Source organism: Pseudomonas sp. F-14 TE3623, from assembly GCF_053629015.1.
The window spans coordinates 275,847-290,228 of the sequence record NZ_JBRJHM010000001.1 but is presented as its reverse complement, the minus strand read 5'-3'; the positions used below and the strand labels follow the sequence as shown (position 1 = coordinate 290,228).

Annotated in this window: 15 protein-coding genes; 5 read left to right on the top strand and 10 right to left on the bottom strand. The window is 60.4% G+C overall.

Annotated features, from left to right (window positions below; translation table 11 throughout):
• Nucleotides 1-255: 255 nt before the first annotated feature.
• The 3 genes from AB7M29_RS01325 to AB7M29_RS01315 are packed head-to-tail and all read left to right on the top strand — an operon-like array spanning nucleotide 256 to nucleotide 2,289.
• Nucleotides 256-1,068, top strand: coding sequence for an HDOD domain-containing protein (locus tag AB7M29_RS01325; RefSeq protein ID WP_217857541.1), 813 nt, complete (start codon nucleotides 256-258; stop codon nucleotides 1,066-1,068).
• A gap of 30 nt (nucleotides 1,069-1,098) precedes the next feature.
• A complete protein-coding gene (gene mutM, locus AB7M29_RS01320; RefSeq protein ID WP_454246182.1) occupies nucleotides 1,099-1,911 on the top strand; it encodes a bifunctional DNA-formamidopyrimidine glycosylase/DNA-(apurinic or apyrimidinic site) lyase in 813 nt (270 codons plus the stop codon).
• 54 nt (nucleotides 1,912-1,965) lie between these two features.
• Nucleotides 1,966-2,289 carry a multidrug transporter gene (locus tag AB7M29_RS01315; protein ID WP_123361031.1) on the top strand — a complete coding sequence of 108 codons (324 nt, stop codon included), beginning with the start codon at nucleotides 1,966-1,968 and terminating at the stop codon, nucleotides 2,287-2,289.
• 141 nt (nucleotides 2,290-2,430) lie between these two features.
• Here AB7M29_RS01315 and AB7M29_RS01310 read toward each other — a convergent pair whose 3' ends face one another.
• The 5 genes from AB7M29_RS01310 to AB7M29_RS01290 form a co-directional block, all read right to left on the bottom strand.
• On the bottom strand, nucleotides 2,431-2,682 hold the full coding sequence (locus AB7M29_RS01310) for a YfhL family 4Fe-4S dicluster ferredoxin (protein ID WP_003195146.1): 252 nt from the start codon (nucleotides 2,680-2,682) through the stop codon (nucleotides 2,431-2,433).
• Nucleotides 2,683-2,830: 148 nt separating this feature from the next.
• Nucleotides 2,831-3,310 (bottom strand): pantetheine-phosphate adenylyltransferase, encoded by a 480-nt coding sequence (gene coaD / locus AB7M29_RS01305; protein ID WP_038980940.1) that lies wholly within the window; start codon nucleotides 3,308-3,310, stop codon nucleotides 2,831-2,833.
• A gap of 115 nt (nucleotides 3,311-3,425) precedes the next feature.
• Nucleotides 3,426-5,021: a GMC family oxidoreductase N-terminal domain-containing protein gene (locus tag AB7M29_RS01300; protein ID WP_454246181.1), complete on the bottom strand. Its 1,596-nt coding sequence runs from the start codon at nucleotides 5,019-5,021 to the stop codon at nucleotides 3,426-3,428.
• Nucleotides 5,022-5,086: 65 nt separating this feature from the next.
• The gene (locus tag AB7M29_RS01295) at nucleotides 5,087-5,632 is read right to left on the bottom strand and encodes a twin-arginine translocation pathway signal protein (protein ID WP_454246180.1); all 546 of its coding nucleotides are present in this window, start codon (nucleotides 5,630-5,632) and stop codon (nucleotides 5,087-5,089) included.
• 28 nt (nucleotides 5,633-5,660) lie between these two features.
• Nucleotides 5,661-7,091, bottom strand: coding sequence for a coniferyl aldehyde dehydrogenase (locus AB7M29_RS01290; protein WP_201061719.1), 1,431 nt, complete (start codon nucleotides 7,089-7,091; stop codon nucleotides 5,661-5,663).
• Between the two features lie 146 nt (nucleotides 7,092-7,237).
• Between AB7M29_RS01290 and AB7M29_RS01285 the strand changes: the two genes are divergently transcribed.
• Nucleotides 7,238-7,909: a TetR/AcrR family transcriptional regulator gene (locus AB7M29_RS01285; protein WP_008007386.1), complete on the top strand. Its 672-nt coding sequence runs from the start codon at nucleotides 7,238-7,240 to the stop codon at nucleotides 7,907-7,909.
• Between the two features lie 45 nt (nucleotides 7,910-7,954).
• Nucleotides 7,955-8,809 (top strand): sulfurtransferase, encoded by an 855-nt coding sequence (locus AB7M29_RS01280; protein ID WP_217857486.1) that lies wholly within the window; start codon nucleotides 7,955-7,957, stop codon nucleotides 8,807-8,809.
• A gap of 52 nt (nucleotides 8,810-8,861) precedes the next feature.
• On the opposite strand, the gene AB7M29_RS01275 is transcribed toward AB7M29_RS01280, so the two are convergent.
• The 5 genes from AB7M29_RS01275 to AB7M29_RS01255 all read right to left on the bottom strand — a co-directional run bounded on the left by AB7M29_RS01275 (nucleotide 8,862) and on the right by AB7M29_RS01255 (nucleotide 14,247).
• Nucleotides 8,862-9,704 carry an AraC family ligand binding domain-containing protein gene (locus AB7M29_RS01275; RefSeq protein WP_454246179.1) on the bottom strand — a complete coding sequence of 281 codons (843 nt, stop codon included), beginning with the start codon at nucleotides 9,702-9,704 and terminating at the stop codon, nucleotides 8,862-8,864.
• A gap of 3 nt (nucleotides 9,705-9,707) precedes the next feature.
• A complete protein-coding gene (locus AB7M29_RS01270) occupies nucleotides 9,708-10,718 on the bottom strand; it encodes a hydrolase (RefSeq protein WP_448725491.1) in 1,011 nt (336 codons plus the stop codon).
• 73 nt (nucleotides 10,719-10,791) lie between these two features.
• A complete protein-coding gene (gene rsmD, locus AB7M29_RS01265) occupies nucleotides 10,792-11,409 on the bottom strand; it encodes a 16S rRNA (guanine(966)-N(2))-methyltransferase RsmD (RefSeq protein ID WP_063342248.1) in 618 nt (205 codons plus the stop codon).
• The gene (locus AB7M29_RS01260; protein ID WP_217857483.1) at nucleotides 11,409-12,899 is read right to left on the bottom strand and encodes a M16 family metallopeptidase; all 1,491 of its coding nucleotides are present in this window, start codon (nucleotides 12,897-12,899) and stop codon (nucleotides 11,409-11,411) included. The genes rsmD and AB7M29_RS01260 overlap by 1 nt, the downstream gene beginning before the upstream one ends.
• Nucleotides 12,892-14,247, bottom strand: a complete 1,356-nt coding sequence (locus AB7M29_RS01255) for a M16 family metallopeptidase (protein WP_454246178.1) — start codon at nucleotides 14,245-14,247, stop codon at nucleotides 12,892-12,894. Before AB7M29_RS01255 ends, AB7M29_RS01260 begins: the two co-directional genes overlap by 8 nt.
• Nucleotides 14,248-14,382 lie beyond the last annotated feature (135 nt).

Here is a 14,382-nt window from a genome sequence, read left to right as displayed (position 1 = left end):
GAAACGCGGATGAGGGCAGTCAGTAAGGTGCGGAACCTGTGGGAGCGGGCTTGCTCGCGAAAGCGGGGTGCCAGGCAGCATTAATGTCGACTGACACGCCGCTTTCGCGAGCAAGCCCGCTCCCACATGAATGCGCTTGACTGACTGTCGGATCCATCTTTTTAAGGGTTAGAATCCCCGCCTGACCCGGAGTGCGTACTTATGTCCCAAGAGCTGACGACCGAACAGATTCAACAGTCCCTGCAAGGCATCAGTGTGCCACCCCAGCCGCAGATCATGGTGGATCTGCAGATGGAGCAGTACATGCCCGACCCGGACCTGGAAGTGATCGCGAAGCTGATCTCCCAGGACCCAGGCCTGTCCGGCGCCTTGCTGAAAATCGTCAACTCGCCGTATTACGGCTTGAGTAACAAGATCACCGCGATCCAGCGGGCAGTGAACCTGTTGGGCAGCCGTTCGATCATCAACCTGATCAATGCGCAGTCGATCAAGGGCGAGCTGAACGACGACGCGATCGTCACCCTCAACCGTTTCTGGGACACGGCGCAGGACGTGGCGATGACGTGCCTGACCCTGGCCAAGCGCGTCGGCGTCCAGGCCGGTGATGAAGCCTATGCGCTGGGCCTGTTCCACGATTGCGGCATTCCGCTGATGATCAAGAAATTCCCCGACTACATGAAAGTGCTGGAACAGGCCTATGGCAACGCCAGCGCCGAATGCCGGGTGGTGGATACCGAGAACAAGCAATACAACACCAACCACGCCGTGGTCGGGTATTACACCGCCAAATCCTGGCGCCTGCCGGAACACGTCACTCAGGCCATTGCCAACCATCACAACGCCCTGGCCATTTTCAGCGATGAGTCGTCGCGCAACACGCCGCTGAAAAACTTGCTGGCGATCCTGAAGATGGCCGAGCACATTTGCGCCTCCTTCCGGGTGCTGGGCAACCAGTCTGAAGACCATGAATGGAACAGTGTCGGGCCTCTTGTGCTCGATTACATGGGTCTATCGGAATACGATTTCGAAACCCAGAAACAAGAGATTCGCGACCTCGCCTCTCGTTGAGTGTCGAACCTCACCTGATTCGAGAGCCCCATGCCTGAATTGCCGGAAGTCGAAACCACCCGCCGCGGAATTGCACCGCACCTGGAAGGCCAGCGCGTCAGCCGGGTGATCGTGCGTGAGCGCCGTCTGCGCTGGCCGATCCCCGAAGACCTGGATGTGCGGCTGTCCGGCCAGCGCATCGTGCTGGTGGAGCGGCGCGCCAAGTACCTGCTGATCAATGCCGAAGTCGGCACGCTGATCAGTCATTTGGGGATGTCGGGGAATCTGCGGCTGGTGGAAGTCGGTATGCCGGCGGCCAAGCATGAGCATGTGGACATTGAACTGGAATCGGGCCTGGCCCTGCGCTACACCGATCCGCGGCGGTTTGGCGCGATGCTCTGGAGCCTGGACCCGCTGAACCACGAACTGCTGATTCGCCTCGGGCCGGAGCCGTTGACCGATCTGTTTGACGGCGAGCGGCTGTTCCAGCAATCCCGCGGGCGTTCCATGGCGGTCAAGCCGTTCATCATGGATAACGCGGTGGTGGTCGGCGTCGGCAATATCTATGCGACCGAAGCGTTGTTTGCGGCCGGCATCGACCCGCGCCGTGAAGCCAAGAGCATTTCCCGGGGGCGCTATTTGAAGCTGGCGATCGAGATCAAACGCATCCTGGCCCTCGCCATCGAGCGTGGCGGCACCACGTTGCGGGACTTTATCGGTGGCGACGGCCAGCCGGGCTATTTTCAGCAGGAACTGTTTGTGTACGGCCGTGGTGGTGAACACTGTAAGGTCTGTGGCACAGGGCTGCGGGAAGTCAAGCTTGGGCAGCGCGCCAGCGTCTTTTGTCCGCGCTGTCAGAGCTGATATCGGCTACGGTCTATAGTCAGTGTTCTCACTGCCTAGCCGAAGGACCGTGCCATGAATCTGTTTCGAACCCTTGTCGTTGCGCTGCTGCTGAGTGTCGGTGCGTCCGCGCTGGCGGCCGAGAACGGCAGCGGCGATCCGCGTTACACCATCCAGAACCCGCCAGCCTACGCCATGCTTGGCGATTTACTGATTGCCCGACCGTTATTGGTGGTGGCAACGGTGATCGGTGCCGGGGCATTTGTGGTGTCGTTGCCGTTTACCGCGCTGGGTGGCGGTATTGGCGATGCAGGGCAGGCGTTGGTGGTCGATCCGGCGAAAGCCGCATTTGTGCGGTGCCTGGGGTGTATCGGGGAGGGGTTTGAGCAGCGGGAGTGAGGCAGTTAAGTTTTCGGTGCTGCTGATGACGCCTTCGCGAGCAAGCCCGCTCCCACATGGGATTTGTGAACGACGCAGATTCAATGTGGGAGCGGGCTTGCTTGCGAAGAAGCCCGGGAAGACAACACAAAACGGTCAGACTCAAGCCTTACCGGTAATCTTGCGATATTTTTCCATCAACTGTTCTTCAGTCTCCGGATGAGCCTCGTCCAGCGGGATGCAATCCACCGGGCAGACCTGCTGGCACTGCGGTTCGTCGTAGTGGCCGACACATTGTGTGCACAGGTTCGGGTCGATCACGTAGATCTCTTCGCCCTGGGAGATGGCGGCGTTCGGGCACTCGGGTTCGCAGACGTCGCAGTTGATGCAATCGTCGGTGATGATCAGGGACATGCTAACTCCAGCCGGGGCGGCAGGCCCGGGCGCAATAAATCAATGCGCACAATTGTGCCGCATTGGCGCCCGCAGTGCACGCGGGCGCGATCAAGTGCAGCAATCGAAGATTGCGGTAGCCGTAAAAGATCGCAGCCTCCGGCAGCTCCTACTTTTTAAAGCGTAGGGTGAGGGCGTCGGCCACCGCCGGGTGGACGAACTTGGTGATGTCGCCGCCCAGGGCTGCGATTTCACGAACCAGCGTCGAGGAAATGAACGAATAACGCTCGGACGGGGTAAGAAACAGGCTTTCCACATCCGGCGCCAGTTGGCGGTTCATGTTGGCCAGCTGGAATTCGTATTCGAAGTCCGATACCGCGCGCAAACCACGCAGGAATATGTTGGCGTTCTTCTCTTTGGCGAAGTGCGCGAGCAACGTCGAGAAACCGACGACTTCAACGTTCGGCAAATGTTTGGTGACCTCGCGGGCCAGCTCCACACGTTGTTCCAGGGGAAACAGCGGGTTTTTTTTCGGGCTGGCGGCGACGGCGATGATCACATGATCGAACAGGCGCGAGGCGCGTTCGACCAGATCGCCATGGCCCTTGGTAATAGGGTCGAAGGTACCTGGGTACAACACTCGGTTCATCGCGTCGTCCTGGCGGGAGTCCGTTGGGGAGTCGGATGGTATCGCAGCCTTCCCGGTCGGCCAAGTCGCCTTTTGGGTAAGAAAGCACTATAGACGATGGGAATATTCCGCGTTTTCATGGGTTTTTCAAACGTTCGGCCAGCGAAGTCGCCAATTGAGCCGTCAGTCCGTAGACCGACAATTGTGGGTTTGCGCCAATGCTGGTGGGGAAAAGCGAGCCGTCATGAATCGACAGATTGCGCAATTGGTGATGTCGGCCGAGGCTATCGGTCACGGTGTTTTTCGGGTCTTCACCCATGGCACAACCGCCCATCACATGAGCACTGCCCAGGCGCGTGCGGTACAACTCAAGGCTCAAATCGTCGATTAATGCGCGCGCTTCGGTGAGGGTTTTCACGTAACGAGCGTCGGCGTGCATCGGCATCACGGCGTTGGCGCCCCCGGCGAACTGGATCTCGGCCATGCTGTGGAAAGCCCGGCGCAACCCGTCCCAGGCATACGGTGAAACCTGATAGTCGAGCACCGGTGTGCCGTCACCGCGCAATTCAACGCTCCCGCCAGGGCTGTCCGGGTGAAAACCGTCCCGCAGCAACGCCAGCATGGCGTGGGTATGCGGCAGGTTTTCCATATGTCGGGCGCTTTCCGTGCCAAAACCGCCGAGTAATGTGCTGGCCAGCGCCGGGTGGAGCGGTGGAACTTCAAGTTTGTAGGACATCTTGCCAGTGGTGCCATCCTGCCACTGGAAATGGTCGGAATAGATCGACTGCGGCGCGCCGTAGAACGGGTTGATCACTTCATCAAACAGCCCGGCGGACATGTTTACCAAGTGTAGGAATGTTCGTTTACCCAGTCGCTCGTGAGGATCCGGCGCTTCGGAGCGCAATAGCAGCGCCGGGCTGTTGATCCCGCCGCCAGCCAGCACGTAATGCCGCGCCTTGACCGTAATCGTGCGTCCGGTAGGCGCAACGCAACGCTCATCCATCGCCACACAGTGTAGCCCCGTAACCTTGCCGTCTTTGATCGACAGCTTTTCGGCGCGGGCCAGATAGAGCAGCTCGCCACCTTTCTCCAGGGTCGCCGGGATGGTCGTGACCAGCATCGACTGCTTGGCGTTGGTCGGGCAACCCATGCCGCAGTAGCCGATGTTCCAGCAGCCGCGCACGTTGCGCGGAATCACATGCCAGGCGTAGCCAAGTTGTTCGCAGCCTTTGCGGATGACGTCGTTGTTGGCGTTGGGCGGCACCATCCACGGGGCGACACCCAGGCGTTGTTCCATTTTCTCGAACCAGGGCGCCATCTCGGCCGGTGTGTGGCCTATGACGTCGTGTTCTTTAGCCCAATGGTCGAGGGTCGGATCCGGGGTGCGAAAGCTCGAGGTCCAGTTGATCAGCGTAGTGCCGCCCACCGCCCGACCCTGGAGGATGGTGATCGCGCCGTCCTTGCTCATGCGCCCGATGCCTTCCTGATAGAGGCTGGTGTAGGCCTGGTCTTCGAGCATCTTGAAGTCGCTGCTGGTCTTGAGCGGGCCTTCTTCGATCAGCAATACCTTGTAGCCGGCGGCGCTGAGGATTTCGGCGGTGGTCCCGCCGCCGGCGCCGCTGCCGATGATCGCCACGTCCGCTTCGAGGGTCAGGTCCTGGGTCAGCCGGGCGCCGTTGTAGGTTTTCCAGCCACGGGCCAGGCCTTCGCGGAACGGATCGGGTACGGGCATGTTTGGGGTTCTCTTATTATTTTGGATTCGGGGGGGAGCCTGCTCGCGATAGGGTCGCCACGATTTCAAACGGTGGGCGGCCCCGGATACCCGCAATGCACCCACGACTCCGCCCGGCTGTACCACGCCATCATCACCATTTGCAGCAACGAGCTATGGCCCATGCGCAGCAGGCTCAACGAGCTGTTTTCCCAACGGTCGAGAAAGTGGCGGATCTCGCCGGCACTGGCGTTTTCCCAACTGCCCCAGATCCCGGTCAATGGGCCGCGAGTAATGCTCATCCCCAACACATCGAACAATTGCCGGGTCAGTTTGAGCATTTCCGGCGACAAGTGATTCAGGCCGTTATCCAGGCAGTGCAGGGTCTCGGCGACAGCGGCCGGCATTTTTTCGACGGCCACGGCACCGTCGAGCATCACCGGGATCACCGCCCGCAGAAACAGCACGTCGCCGCTGTGCAGAATCGCGAAACCGCTGGCCGGGTTGCTCGACGAGCAGCCGCTGAGGCTCGCGCCTAATCCGGCCGTGGCCAGAAAGGCACTGGCGCCGAGGCTGAATTTAAGCAGGCCGCGTCGTGACAGCGCGGGTGTGTCGGACAGGCTTGGGCTCATTATTGTTATTACCCGGCGGTGATGATCGTTAGCGGATAAACAGCTTCTGGATCAGTTTCTGAATGGATTTACCGTAGGGCGGATAGATCAGCTTCGCCGCATTGAAACGCTGTTTGATCAGCACGCCTTTGGCCTTGCTGAAGGTCAGGAAACCTTCGTGGCCGTGGTAGTGACCCATGCCCGAGGCACCGATGCCGCCAAACGGCATGTCGTCCTGGGCAACGTGCAGCAAGGTGTCATTGAGGCAAACGCCACCGGAATGGGTTTCGTGGAGGACGCGGTTTTGCTCGCGCTTGTCGTAGCCGAAGTAATACAGCGCCAGCGGACGAGGGCGTTGGTTGATGTAGGCAAATGCTTCGTCGAGATCCTTGTACGGCACGATCGGCAGCAACGGGCCGAAGATTTCGTCCTGCATCACCGTCATGTCGTCGCTGACGTTGAGCAGCAGGCTATGACTCATGCGTCGCCCCTGGCCTTGATCGAACAGCGGAATCAGCAGCGCGCCCTTGCTGGTGGCGTCGCTGAGGTAGCCGTTGAGCCGTGCCAGCTGCCGGTCGTTGATAATGGCGGTGTAGTCCTTGTTGTCGGCCAGCGTCGGATAAAACCCGCGAACCGCCTGACGATAGGCTTCGACGAAAGAGCCGACGCGGTCTTCCGGCACCAGCACATAGTCCGGAGCGACACAGGTTTGCCCTGCATTGAGGGTCTTGCCGAAAGCGATGCGTTCGGCGGCGTCCTTGAGCGGCACATCGCGGGAAACGATGGCCGGGGACTTGCCACCCAGTTCGAGGGTCACCGGGGTCAGATTCTCGGCCGCCGCGCGCATCACGTGTTTGCCGATGCTGGTGGCGCCGGTGAACAATAAATGATCAAAACGCAGCCGCGAGAACGCCACACCGATATCAGCCTCGCCCAGCACCACGCAGACCAGGTCCTGAGGAAAAACTCGCCCCAGCAATTCCTTGAGCAGCAAACCGGTGGCAGGGGTCGATTCGCTGAGTTTGAGCATCACCCGATTGCCTGCCGACAACGCCCCCACCAATGGCCCGATGGCCAGGTAAAGCGGGTAGTTCCACGGCACGATCACTCCGACCACGCCCAACGGCTGATAAACCACTTTGGCCGATGCTGGCTGAAAGGCGAGGCCGACTTTGCGTCGCGAGGTTTTCATCCAGCCTTTGAGGTGCCGGCTGGCGTAATGAATGCCGTGCAGGCTGGGCATCAGTTCGGCGAGCAGGGTCTCATCGGCGCTGCGGTGGCTGAAGTCCTGGCTGATGGCGTCGATCAGGGCCTGACGCTCATTGCTCAGCAGGTCCTTCAACGCCTTTAGCCATTGCTGGCGCTGAGCCGCGGGTGGCATCGGGTTGGCTGCATACGCCGCGCGTTGAGCGTCGAACAGGGCTTGGAGTTCGTCCAGAGGCTGCTGCAGGTTCTTCAGGTAGGCGATGTCAGCAGGCATGGTCGGCTCCGGATTTATTGTAATGGGGAACTTTTTAGAGTCTATGCTCTAGAAAGTCAAATGACGCTCTGGTACAGCTTTGTTTTATCCATGCGTGGATAGGTCGTAAGATGCCCCTCATCGCACTCTGAATTAAAGCTCAAGCCATGGCCCCTCGGATCAAAACCAGCGAGCGCATCGTGCAGAACAGCCTGGAGCTGTTCAATCAACAGGGCGAGCGCAGTATCAGCACCAACCACATTGCTGCCCATATGGAGATTTCCCCGGGCAACCTGTACTACCACTTCCCCAACAAGCAGGCGATCATCGCCGTGTTGTTCAGTGAGTACGAAAACCTGGTGGACAGCTTCCTGCGCCCGCCCCAGGGCCGCGCCGCGACAGTCGAAGACAAGCGCTTCTACCTCAAGGAATTGCTCTCCGCCATGTGGCGCTACCGCTTCCTGCATCGCGACCTCGAGCATTTGCTCGACAGCGATCCCGAACTGGCCGCCCGTTACCGGCGCTTTTCCCAGCGCTGCCTGATCCAGGGCACACACATCTACGCGGGCTTCGTCGAGGCCGGCATTCTGTGCATGGACAAGGTTCAGATCGAATCCCTGACCCTCAATGCCTGGATCATCCTCACGTCGTGGGTGCGTTTTCTGTGCACCACGCGCGAAAACTCCAACCATCTGAGCGAACAGGCGATCAAACGGGGCGTGTATCAGGTGCTGGTGCTGGAGGCCGGGTTCGTCACGGATCAAGCTCACGATGCGGTGAATGCACTGTTCGAAGAGTTTTATGTGCCGCTGGCCCAGGCGTTGGAAGAAGTGGGATAAAGAGTGCAGTAGGATTGCAGACAGACAAAATCACAGGAGCTCGTTATGCCCATTGCGCAACTGATCAGCCCGCAAGCGTTGGACCTGAAAAAGGAGACGCCGGGGCTGGTGATTCTGGATTGTCGTTTTGCCCTCGAAGACCCTGATTACGGGCAGCGCAGCTACGCCGAAGGGCATATTGCCGGATCGAGCTTTGCCGATCTTGAGCGTGATTTGAGCAGTGCAGTGGTCAAGGGGGTTACCGGGCGTCATCCATTGCCTGAACCCGCCGACTTGATCGAACGCTTGCAAGCCTGGGGCATCAACGCCGACAGCGAAGTGGTTTTGTACGATGACGGTCCCGGCGCCTACGCGGCGCGGGCCTGGTGGTTGCTGGCGTGGCTGGGCAAGCGCGATGGCGTGTTCATTCTCGATGGCGGGCTGAAAGCCTGGCACGCCGCCGGATTGCCCCTGAGTCTTGATCCGCCGTCGGTTACCCGTGGCACCTTTACCGGGACGCCGGATGCTTCGTTGGTGCTCAGCGCCGAACAACTCCAGCAGCGTCTCGGCCAGCCCGCGCTGACCTTGCTCGATGCCCGCGGCTTGCCGCGCTTCAAGGGCGAAGTGGAACCGATCGATCCGGTTGCCGGGCACATCCCCGGCGCACAATGTGCCGCGTTCACCGATAACCTGGGCAGCGACGGGCGGTTCCTGCCGGCCGAACAGCTCAAGCAGCGGTTTGCCGCGAAGCTCGGTGATCGTTCACCGACAGAGTTGGTCGCGTATTGCGGTTCCGGTGTGACCGCCTGCCACAACTTGTTCGCTCTGTGCCTGGCGGGTTATCCGTTGGGGGCGTTGTATGCCGGGTCGTGGAGCGAGTGGATCAACGATCCTGCGCGAGGCGTCGCCAAGGGCGAGTAAACGCCAAACCAATGTGGGAGCGAGCAAGCCCGCTCCCACATTTGGATCTTCGTCATCCATAACCAGGCAGCTGCCGAGCGCTGCGATACGCCCCCGGTCCTACGCCGTAAACCTGTTTGAATTGCCGACTCAGATGACTCTGGTCGGCAAAACCCAGCTGCGTCGCGACTTCCAGCGGCAGGCAGCCGCGCTGTAACAGCGCCCGTGCCCGGGCGATACGCTGCTGCATCAACCAGGTGTGTGGCGGCATGCCGGTGGCTCTGCGGAACACTCGGGCGAAGTGGAAGGGCGACAGGTTCACCGTCGCCGCCAGTGCTTCCAGCGAGGGCGGCGCCGCCAAGCGTGATTGCAGCAGCTCCTTGGCCAGGGTCACCGCCCGGTGTTCCTTGCCAGGTTTTCTGGCGATCGGAACGGCTGCGTGACGTTGCAACAGCGACAGCATCATTTCCCGCCAGGCCGTTTGCTGCTGCAGGGCCGTGGACGGACTCTCCAGCAAGCAATGCAGTTGGCAGAACCCCTTCACCAGATCCGGATCGCGATACAACGTGGCGCCAAACGCTGGCAGGGTATCGGTCGGCAGTTCGAGCTCATCCAGCAATGAAAGAATCTGCCCGCTGTCGGGATAAAACGCCCGGTACAACCAACCGTCTTCCGTACCTTTGTGGCCGGTGTGCAGTTCATCCGGGTTGATCAGCACCAGTGTGCCACTGCCGGCCAGATGTTCGACGCCTCGATAGCGATAACGCTGGGCACCGGCCATGATCATGCCGATCACATAGCCGTCATGCACATGGGGGGCGAAGCGCTGTTCGATGTAGCGTGCGGACAACAACTCGACCCCGGCCAACGGCGCCGTTTGCCAGAAGTGGATCGACTCGCCCTGATCCGAACCCATGCTCTACTTGCGCCCTGTGGTGGCGAGCCATTGGGGAATGCGCCGTTCCAGGTAGTAACCCGGTTGCCGGAACGAGCCCTCGACGAAGCCGACATGCCCGCCCTTGGCCTGCAACTCGAATTGGGTGCAGGCAGACAATTCGTCGGCTTGCGGCAGGCTATGAGGAAAGACAAATGGGTCGTCGGCCGCCTGGATAATCAGGGTCGGTGTGCGAATTTCCCCAAGGAAATAACGACTCGAAGCACGACGATAATAATCCGCGGCATCGGCGAAACCATTCAGCGGCGCGGTGACCCGGCCATCGAACTCCCAGAAGGTGCGCATATTCTCCAGCGAGCCCAGCGCCGCCAATGCAGCCAAGCCATCCTGATGCCCTTCATGCTGGAATCTGCGCTGCTTGTTCTTGATGTAGGCGACCATCTCCCGCATGAAATGCGCTTGATAGAATTTTGAAAAACCCTGGCTGATACGATCGGCACATTGATCGAGCCGAAACGGCACCGACACCGCCACCGCGCCGAGTACACCGCTGTTGCTACCGGTTTCGCCCAGGTGTTTGAGCAACACGTTGCCACCCATGGAATAACCGACCGCATACAGCGGTGCGAGGGGGCGTTGGGTCCGCAGGTGCTTGATGGTTTCGGCCAGGTCTTCACTGGCCCCGGAATGGTAACTGCGCGGCAACAGATTGGGTTCGCCGGAACAGCCTCGCCAGTTCAGCGCGACACTGGCCCAACCCTGGGCGCCCAGTGCCTTCTGTACGCCGGCCACGTAAGGTGAATTCGATGAGCCGGTCAGGCCATGCAGCACCAGCACCAGTGGCACATTTGCGCTGTGGGGGCCATGCCAGTCCAGATCAAGGAAATCACCGTCTTCGAGCCATAAGCGTTCGCGCTCGCGGTCCAGGTGTGTGGTTTTGCGCCATAGCGGTCCCCACAAGGTTTGTAAGTGCGGATTGCCCAGGCCGTAGGCGGGGTTGAAACGGGGGGTGAAATGTTCTGGCAGATGGGACACGATTGCTCTCGATGCAGCGGTGCTTACCCGCAGCGTTAACTGACTGAGCTTCGCACCGTTTTTACAGGCCGGACTAACCGGCGATCCCTGCCATACGTTGCCACAACGCGTAATACACCCGTCCGGATTTTTGCTCCCGATGCAGGCGCCAATTTTCTGGCAAACCCAATATCGACGGTGCCGTTTCGCTTTCAGTGTAGACCCACGCATCGTCACTCAGCCAATGACGCTCTTCGAGCAAAGTGCAAACGGCCGGCAACAGATTCTGATTAAACGGCGGGTCGAGAAACACCAGGTCGAATGCCGTTGCCGGTTGGGTTTCCAGATAGCGCAACGCGTCGGCAGTCTGTACCTGGCCGGTGGTGCAGCGCAGGGTGCCCAGATGTTCCTTGATGCTCGCTACCGCGATGTTGCTGGCATCCAGCGCCTGGCCCATTGCTGCGCCACGGGACAAAGCCTCGAGAAACAACGCGCCGCTACCGGCAAAGGGGTCGAGTACCTTGGCCCCGGCGACATAAGGCGCGAGCCAGTTGAACAGGGTTTCACGGACTCGGTCCGGCGTTGGGCGCAAGCCTGGCGCATCGGGGAAGCTCAGCTTTCGGCTGCCCCATTCACCGCCGATGATGCGCAGTTGATTCACGCCATTATGCACGTTGTGAACAGGTTTTTTAGGGCGCGATGGACGGGCCATTAATGCTCCGGAACCCCGAGCGGTTGCTCGGCAGGTTTGTCAGATGGGGCCGGTAACGGCTTTTGTGGCACGGTCGGGCCAGCGCTGACGATGACCAGTTTGTCCGTGCTCAGGTGTTTGTTCAATGCGGTTTTGACTTGCTCGACGGTCAGGCTCTGGGACTGCTGCATGAAGTCTTCCAGGTAGCTCAGCGGCAAGTTGTAAAAACCCATGGCGCCGAGCTGCCCGACGATATCGGCGTTACTGGCGGTGGACAGCGGGAAGCTGCCGGCCAATTCACGCTTGGCGTCGTCGAGTTCTTTCTGGGTAGGGCCGGTTTTAAGGTAGTCGGCGAGCACGTCCTGCACCAGTTTCAGCGTGCCTTCGCTCATCTCGGCGCGGGTTTGCAGGTTGATCATGAACGGGCCGCGAACCTGCATCGGGCTGAAACCCGAATACACGCCATAGGCCAGGCCGCGCTTCTCGCGCACTTCACTCATCAAGCGGGTGCCGAAACCACCGCCGCCAAGGATCTGATTGCCCAGGGACAGCGCTGCGTAATCCGGATCGTCACGGTCGATGCCCAGTTGCGCGATCATCAGGTTGGTTTGCTTGGACGGAAACTCGATATGGCCGATGCTGGACTTGGGGTCGGTCGGTTGCTCGATTTTCGCCAGGGCCGGCCCTTTTGGCAGATCGGCGGACACTTGTGCGGCAACCGCCTCGGCGTCGGCGCGCGACAAATCGCCCACCAGCGCAATCACCACGTTACCGGCGGCGTAGGCTTTCTGATGGAAGGCCCGCAACTGCGCCAAGGTGATCGGTGGAATGCTTTTCGCCGTGCCGTCGCTGGAATGCGCGTACGGGTGATCGCCATACAAGCGGTTCATCAGCTCCAGGCTGGCGAGTTTGCCGGGGTTCTGTTTCTGGTATTCGAAGCCGGCCAGCATCTGGTTCTTGATGCGGGCAAACGAGTCGGCGGGGAAGGTCGGTTTGCCGACGACTTCAGCAAACAGCTTCAAGGCAGGCTCGCGTTTGTCCGCGGCACTGAGGCTGCGCAGCGAGGCAATCGCCATGTCTTTATAGGCACCGTTACCGAAGTCGGCCCCCAGGCCTTCGAAGCCTTGGGCGATAGCGCCGACGTCTTTGCCGGCCACACCTTCGTTGAGCATGGCGTTGGTCAACAGTGCCAGGCCGGGTGCATCGCCATCCTGGCTGCTACCGGCGGCGAAAGTCAGGCGCATATCGAACATCGGCAGCTCACGGGCTTCGACGAACAGCACCTTGGCGCCTTCGGCGGTGTTCCAGGTCTGCACGTTCAGCGAGCGATGGCTTGGGGCCTTGCCGTCGAGTTCTGCCAACGATTGCAACTTCTGGCTGGACTTGGCTTTGTCGAGGGCTTCGCTGGCGCTGGTTTCGTCAGACTTGGAGAAATAGAAGGCGGCAGACCCGAGCAGTGCAATGACGACCAGGCCGATCAGGGCCAGGCGTGGTTTTTTACGCTCACTCATGAGTCGTCTCCTCTGGCAGTACATGGGCGACGCTGAGACGTGCGCGGGTGAAATACAGCTTGGCGGCCTTCTGGATGTCTTGCGGGGTCACGCTTTCCAGGTCGGCGAGTTCGGTGTCCATCAGTTTCCAGGACAAGCCGACGGTTTCCAGTTGGCCGATGGCGGTGGCCTGGCTGGTGATCGAGTCACGCTCGTAGACCAGGCCGGCAATGACCTGCGCTCGCACCCGCTCCAGTTCTTCAGTGGACGGCGCCGTGGTTTTCAGCTGTTCAAGCAGTTTCCACAGGCCGGCTTCCGCCTGGGCCATGGTTTTCTTCTTCTGAGTGTTCGGCGTGGCCGACAAAGTGAACAGGCTGTCGCCACGGGTATAGGCGTCGTAGCTCGACGAACCGCCGGACACCAGCTCTTCACCGCGTTCCAGTTGCGTCGGGATCCGGCCGCTGTAGCCGCCGTCGAGCAGTGCGGAGATCAGGCGCAGAGCGTTCACCGAACGCTTGTCTTCGGCGGTGGCGATGCTCGGTACGTTGAAGGCCAGCATCAGGCTCGGCAATTGGGTCTGCACATGCAGGGTGATTTTCCGTTCGCCGGGCTCGGCCAGCTCCAGCGGGATTTTCGCGGGTGGCACGTCGCGCTTGGCGATCGGGCCGAAGTAACGCTGGGCCAGGGTTTTGACTTCGTCCGGAGTCACGTCACCAACCACTACCAGGGTAGCGTTGTTCGGCACATACCAGGATTGATACCAGTGGCGCAGTTCTTCGATCTTCATGCGGTCGAGGTCCGCCATCCAGCCGATGGTCGGCGTGTGATAACCGCTGGCGGGGTAGGCCATGGCCATGAAGCGCTCGTAGGCCTTGGACATCGGCTTGTCGTCGGTGCGCAGGCGACGTTCTTCCTTGATCACCTCGATCTCGCGGGTGAACTCGTCGGCTGGCAGGCGCAGATTGGCCATGCGGTCGGCTTCCAGCTCGAAGGCCACGCCCAGACGGTCACGGGCCAGCACTTGGTAATACGCGGTGAAGTCGTCGCTGGTGAAGGCGTTCTCTTCGGCGCCGAGGTCGCGCAGGATCAGCGACGCTTCGCCGGGGCCGACTTTCTCGCTGCCCTTGAACATCATGTGTTCCAGCGCATGGGACAGCCCGGTCTGGCCCGGGGTCTCATAGCTTGAGCCAACCTTGTACCAGACCTGGGAAACGACGACCGGCGCACGATGGTCTTCGCGCACGACGACCTTCAAGCCGTTGTCGAGGGTGAATTCGTGGGTGGGTTGTGGATCGGCAGCCAGGGCTGAAAGTGGCAGACAAACTGTGCTGAACAGCAGGCCTGCAGCGCGGCGGGCTAGAGCATTCATTCGTTTTTAAACCTTTGGGGCTGCCCGCTTGGTCTTAGCCTAGGCGGGCGAGGAGGTGCTAGGATACTGATCCGTTTTACTGGCGGCCACGCCTATCAGGCCTTTGATCGGTCAGTAGGTTGTTTGGGTTTGCGG

What these genes read in the sequence shown, in the direction of transcription:
- mutM (WP_454246182.1), top strand. Translation starts at nt 1,099, where the DNA reads ATGCCTGAATTGCCGGAAGTCGAAACCACCCGCCGCGGAATTGCACCG.
- AB7M29_RS01315 (WP_123361031.1), top strand. Translation starts at nt 1,966, where the DNA reads ATGAATCTGTTTCGAACCCTTGTCGTTGCGCTGCTGCTGAGTGTCGGT.
- AB7M29_RS01310 (WP_003195146.1), bottom strand. Translation starts at nt 2,682, where the DNA reads ATGTCCCTGATCATCACCGACGATTGCATCAACTGCGACGTCTGCGAA.
- coaD (WP_038980940.1), bottom strand. Translation starts at nt 3,310, where the DNA reads ATGAACCGAGTGTTGTACCCAGGTACCTTCGACCCTATTACCAAGGGC.
- AB7M29_RS01300 (WP_454246181.1), bottom strand. Translation starts at nt 5,021, where the DNA reads ATGCCCGTACCCGATCCGTTCCGCGAAGGCCTGGCCCGTGGCTGGAAA.
- AB7M29_RS01295 (WP_454246180.1), bottom strand. Translation starts at nt 5,632, where the DNA reads ATGAGCCCAAGCCTGTCCGACACACCCGCGCTGTCACGACGCGGCCTG.
- AB7M29_RS01290 (WP_201061719.1), bottom strand. Translation starts at nt 7,091, where the DNA reads ATGCCTGCTGACATCGCCTACCTGAAGAACCTGCAGCAGCCTCTGGAC.
- AB7M29_RS01285 (WP_008007386.1), top strand. Translation starts at nt 7,238, where the DNA reads ATGGCCCCTCGGATCAAAACCAGCGAGCGCATCGTGCAGAACAGCCTG.
- AB7M29_RS01280 (WP_217857486.1), top strand. Translation starts at nt 7,955, where the DNA reads ATGCCCATTGCGCAACTGATCAGCCCGCAAGCGTTGGACCTGAAAAAG.
- AB7M29_RS01275 (WP_454246179.1), bottom strand. Translation starts at nt 9,704, where the DNA reads ATGGGTTCGGATCAGGGCGAGTCGATCCACTTCTGGCAAACGGCGCCG.
- rsmD (WP_063342248.1), bottom strand. Translation starts at nt 11,409, where the DNA reads ATGGCCCGTCCATCGCGCCCTAAAAAACCTGTTCACAACGTGCATAAT.
- AB7M29_RS01260 (WP_217857483.1), bottom strand. Translation starts at nt 12,899, where the DNA reads ATGAGTGAGCGTAAAAAACCACGCCTGGCCCTGATCGGCCTGGTCGTC.
- AB7M29_RS01255 (WP_454246178.1), bottom strand. Translation starts at nt 14,247, where the DNA reads ATGAATGCTCTAGCCCGCCGCGCTGCAGGCCTGCTGTTCAGCACAGTT.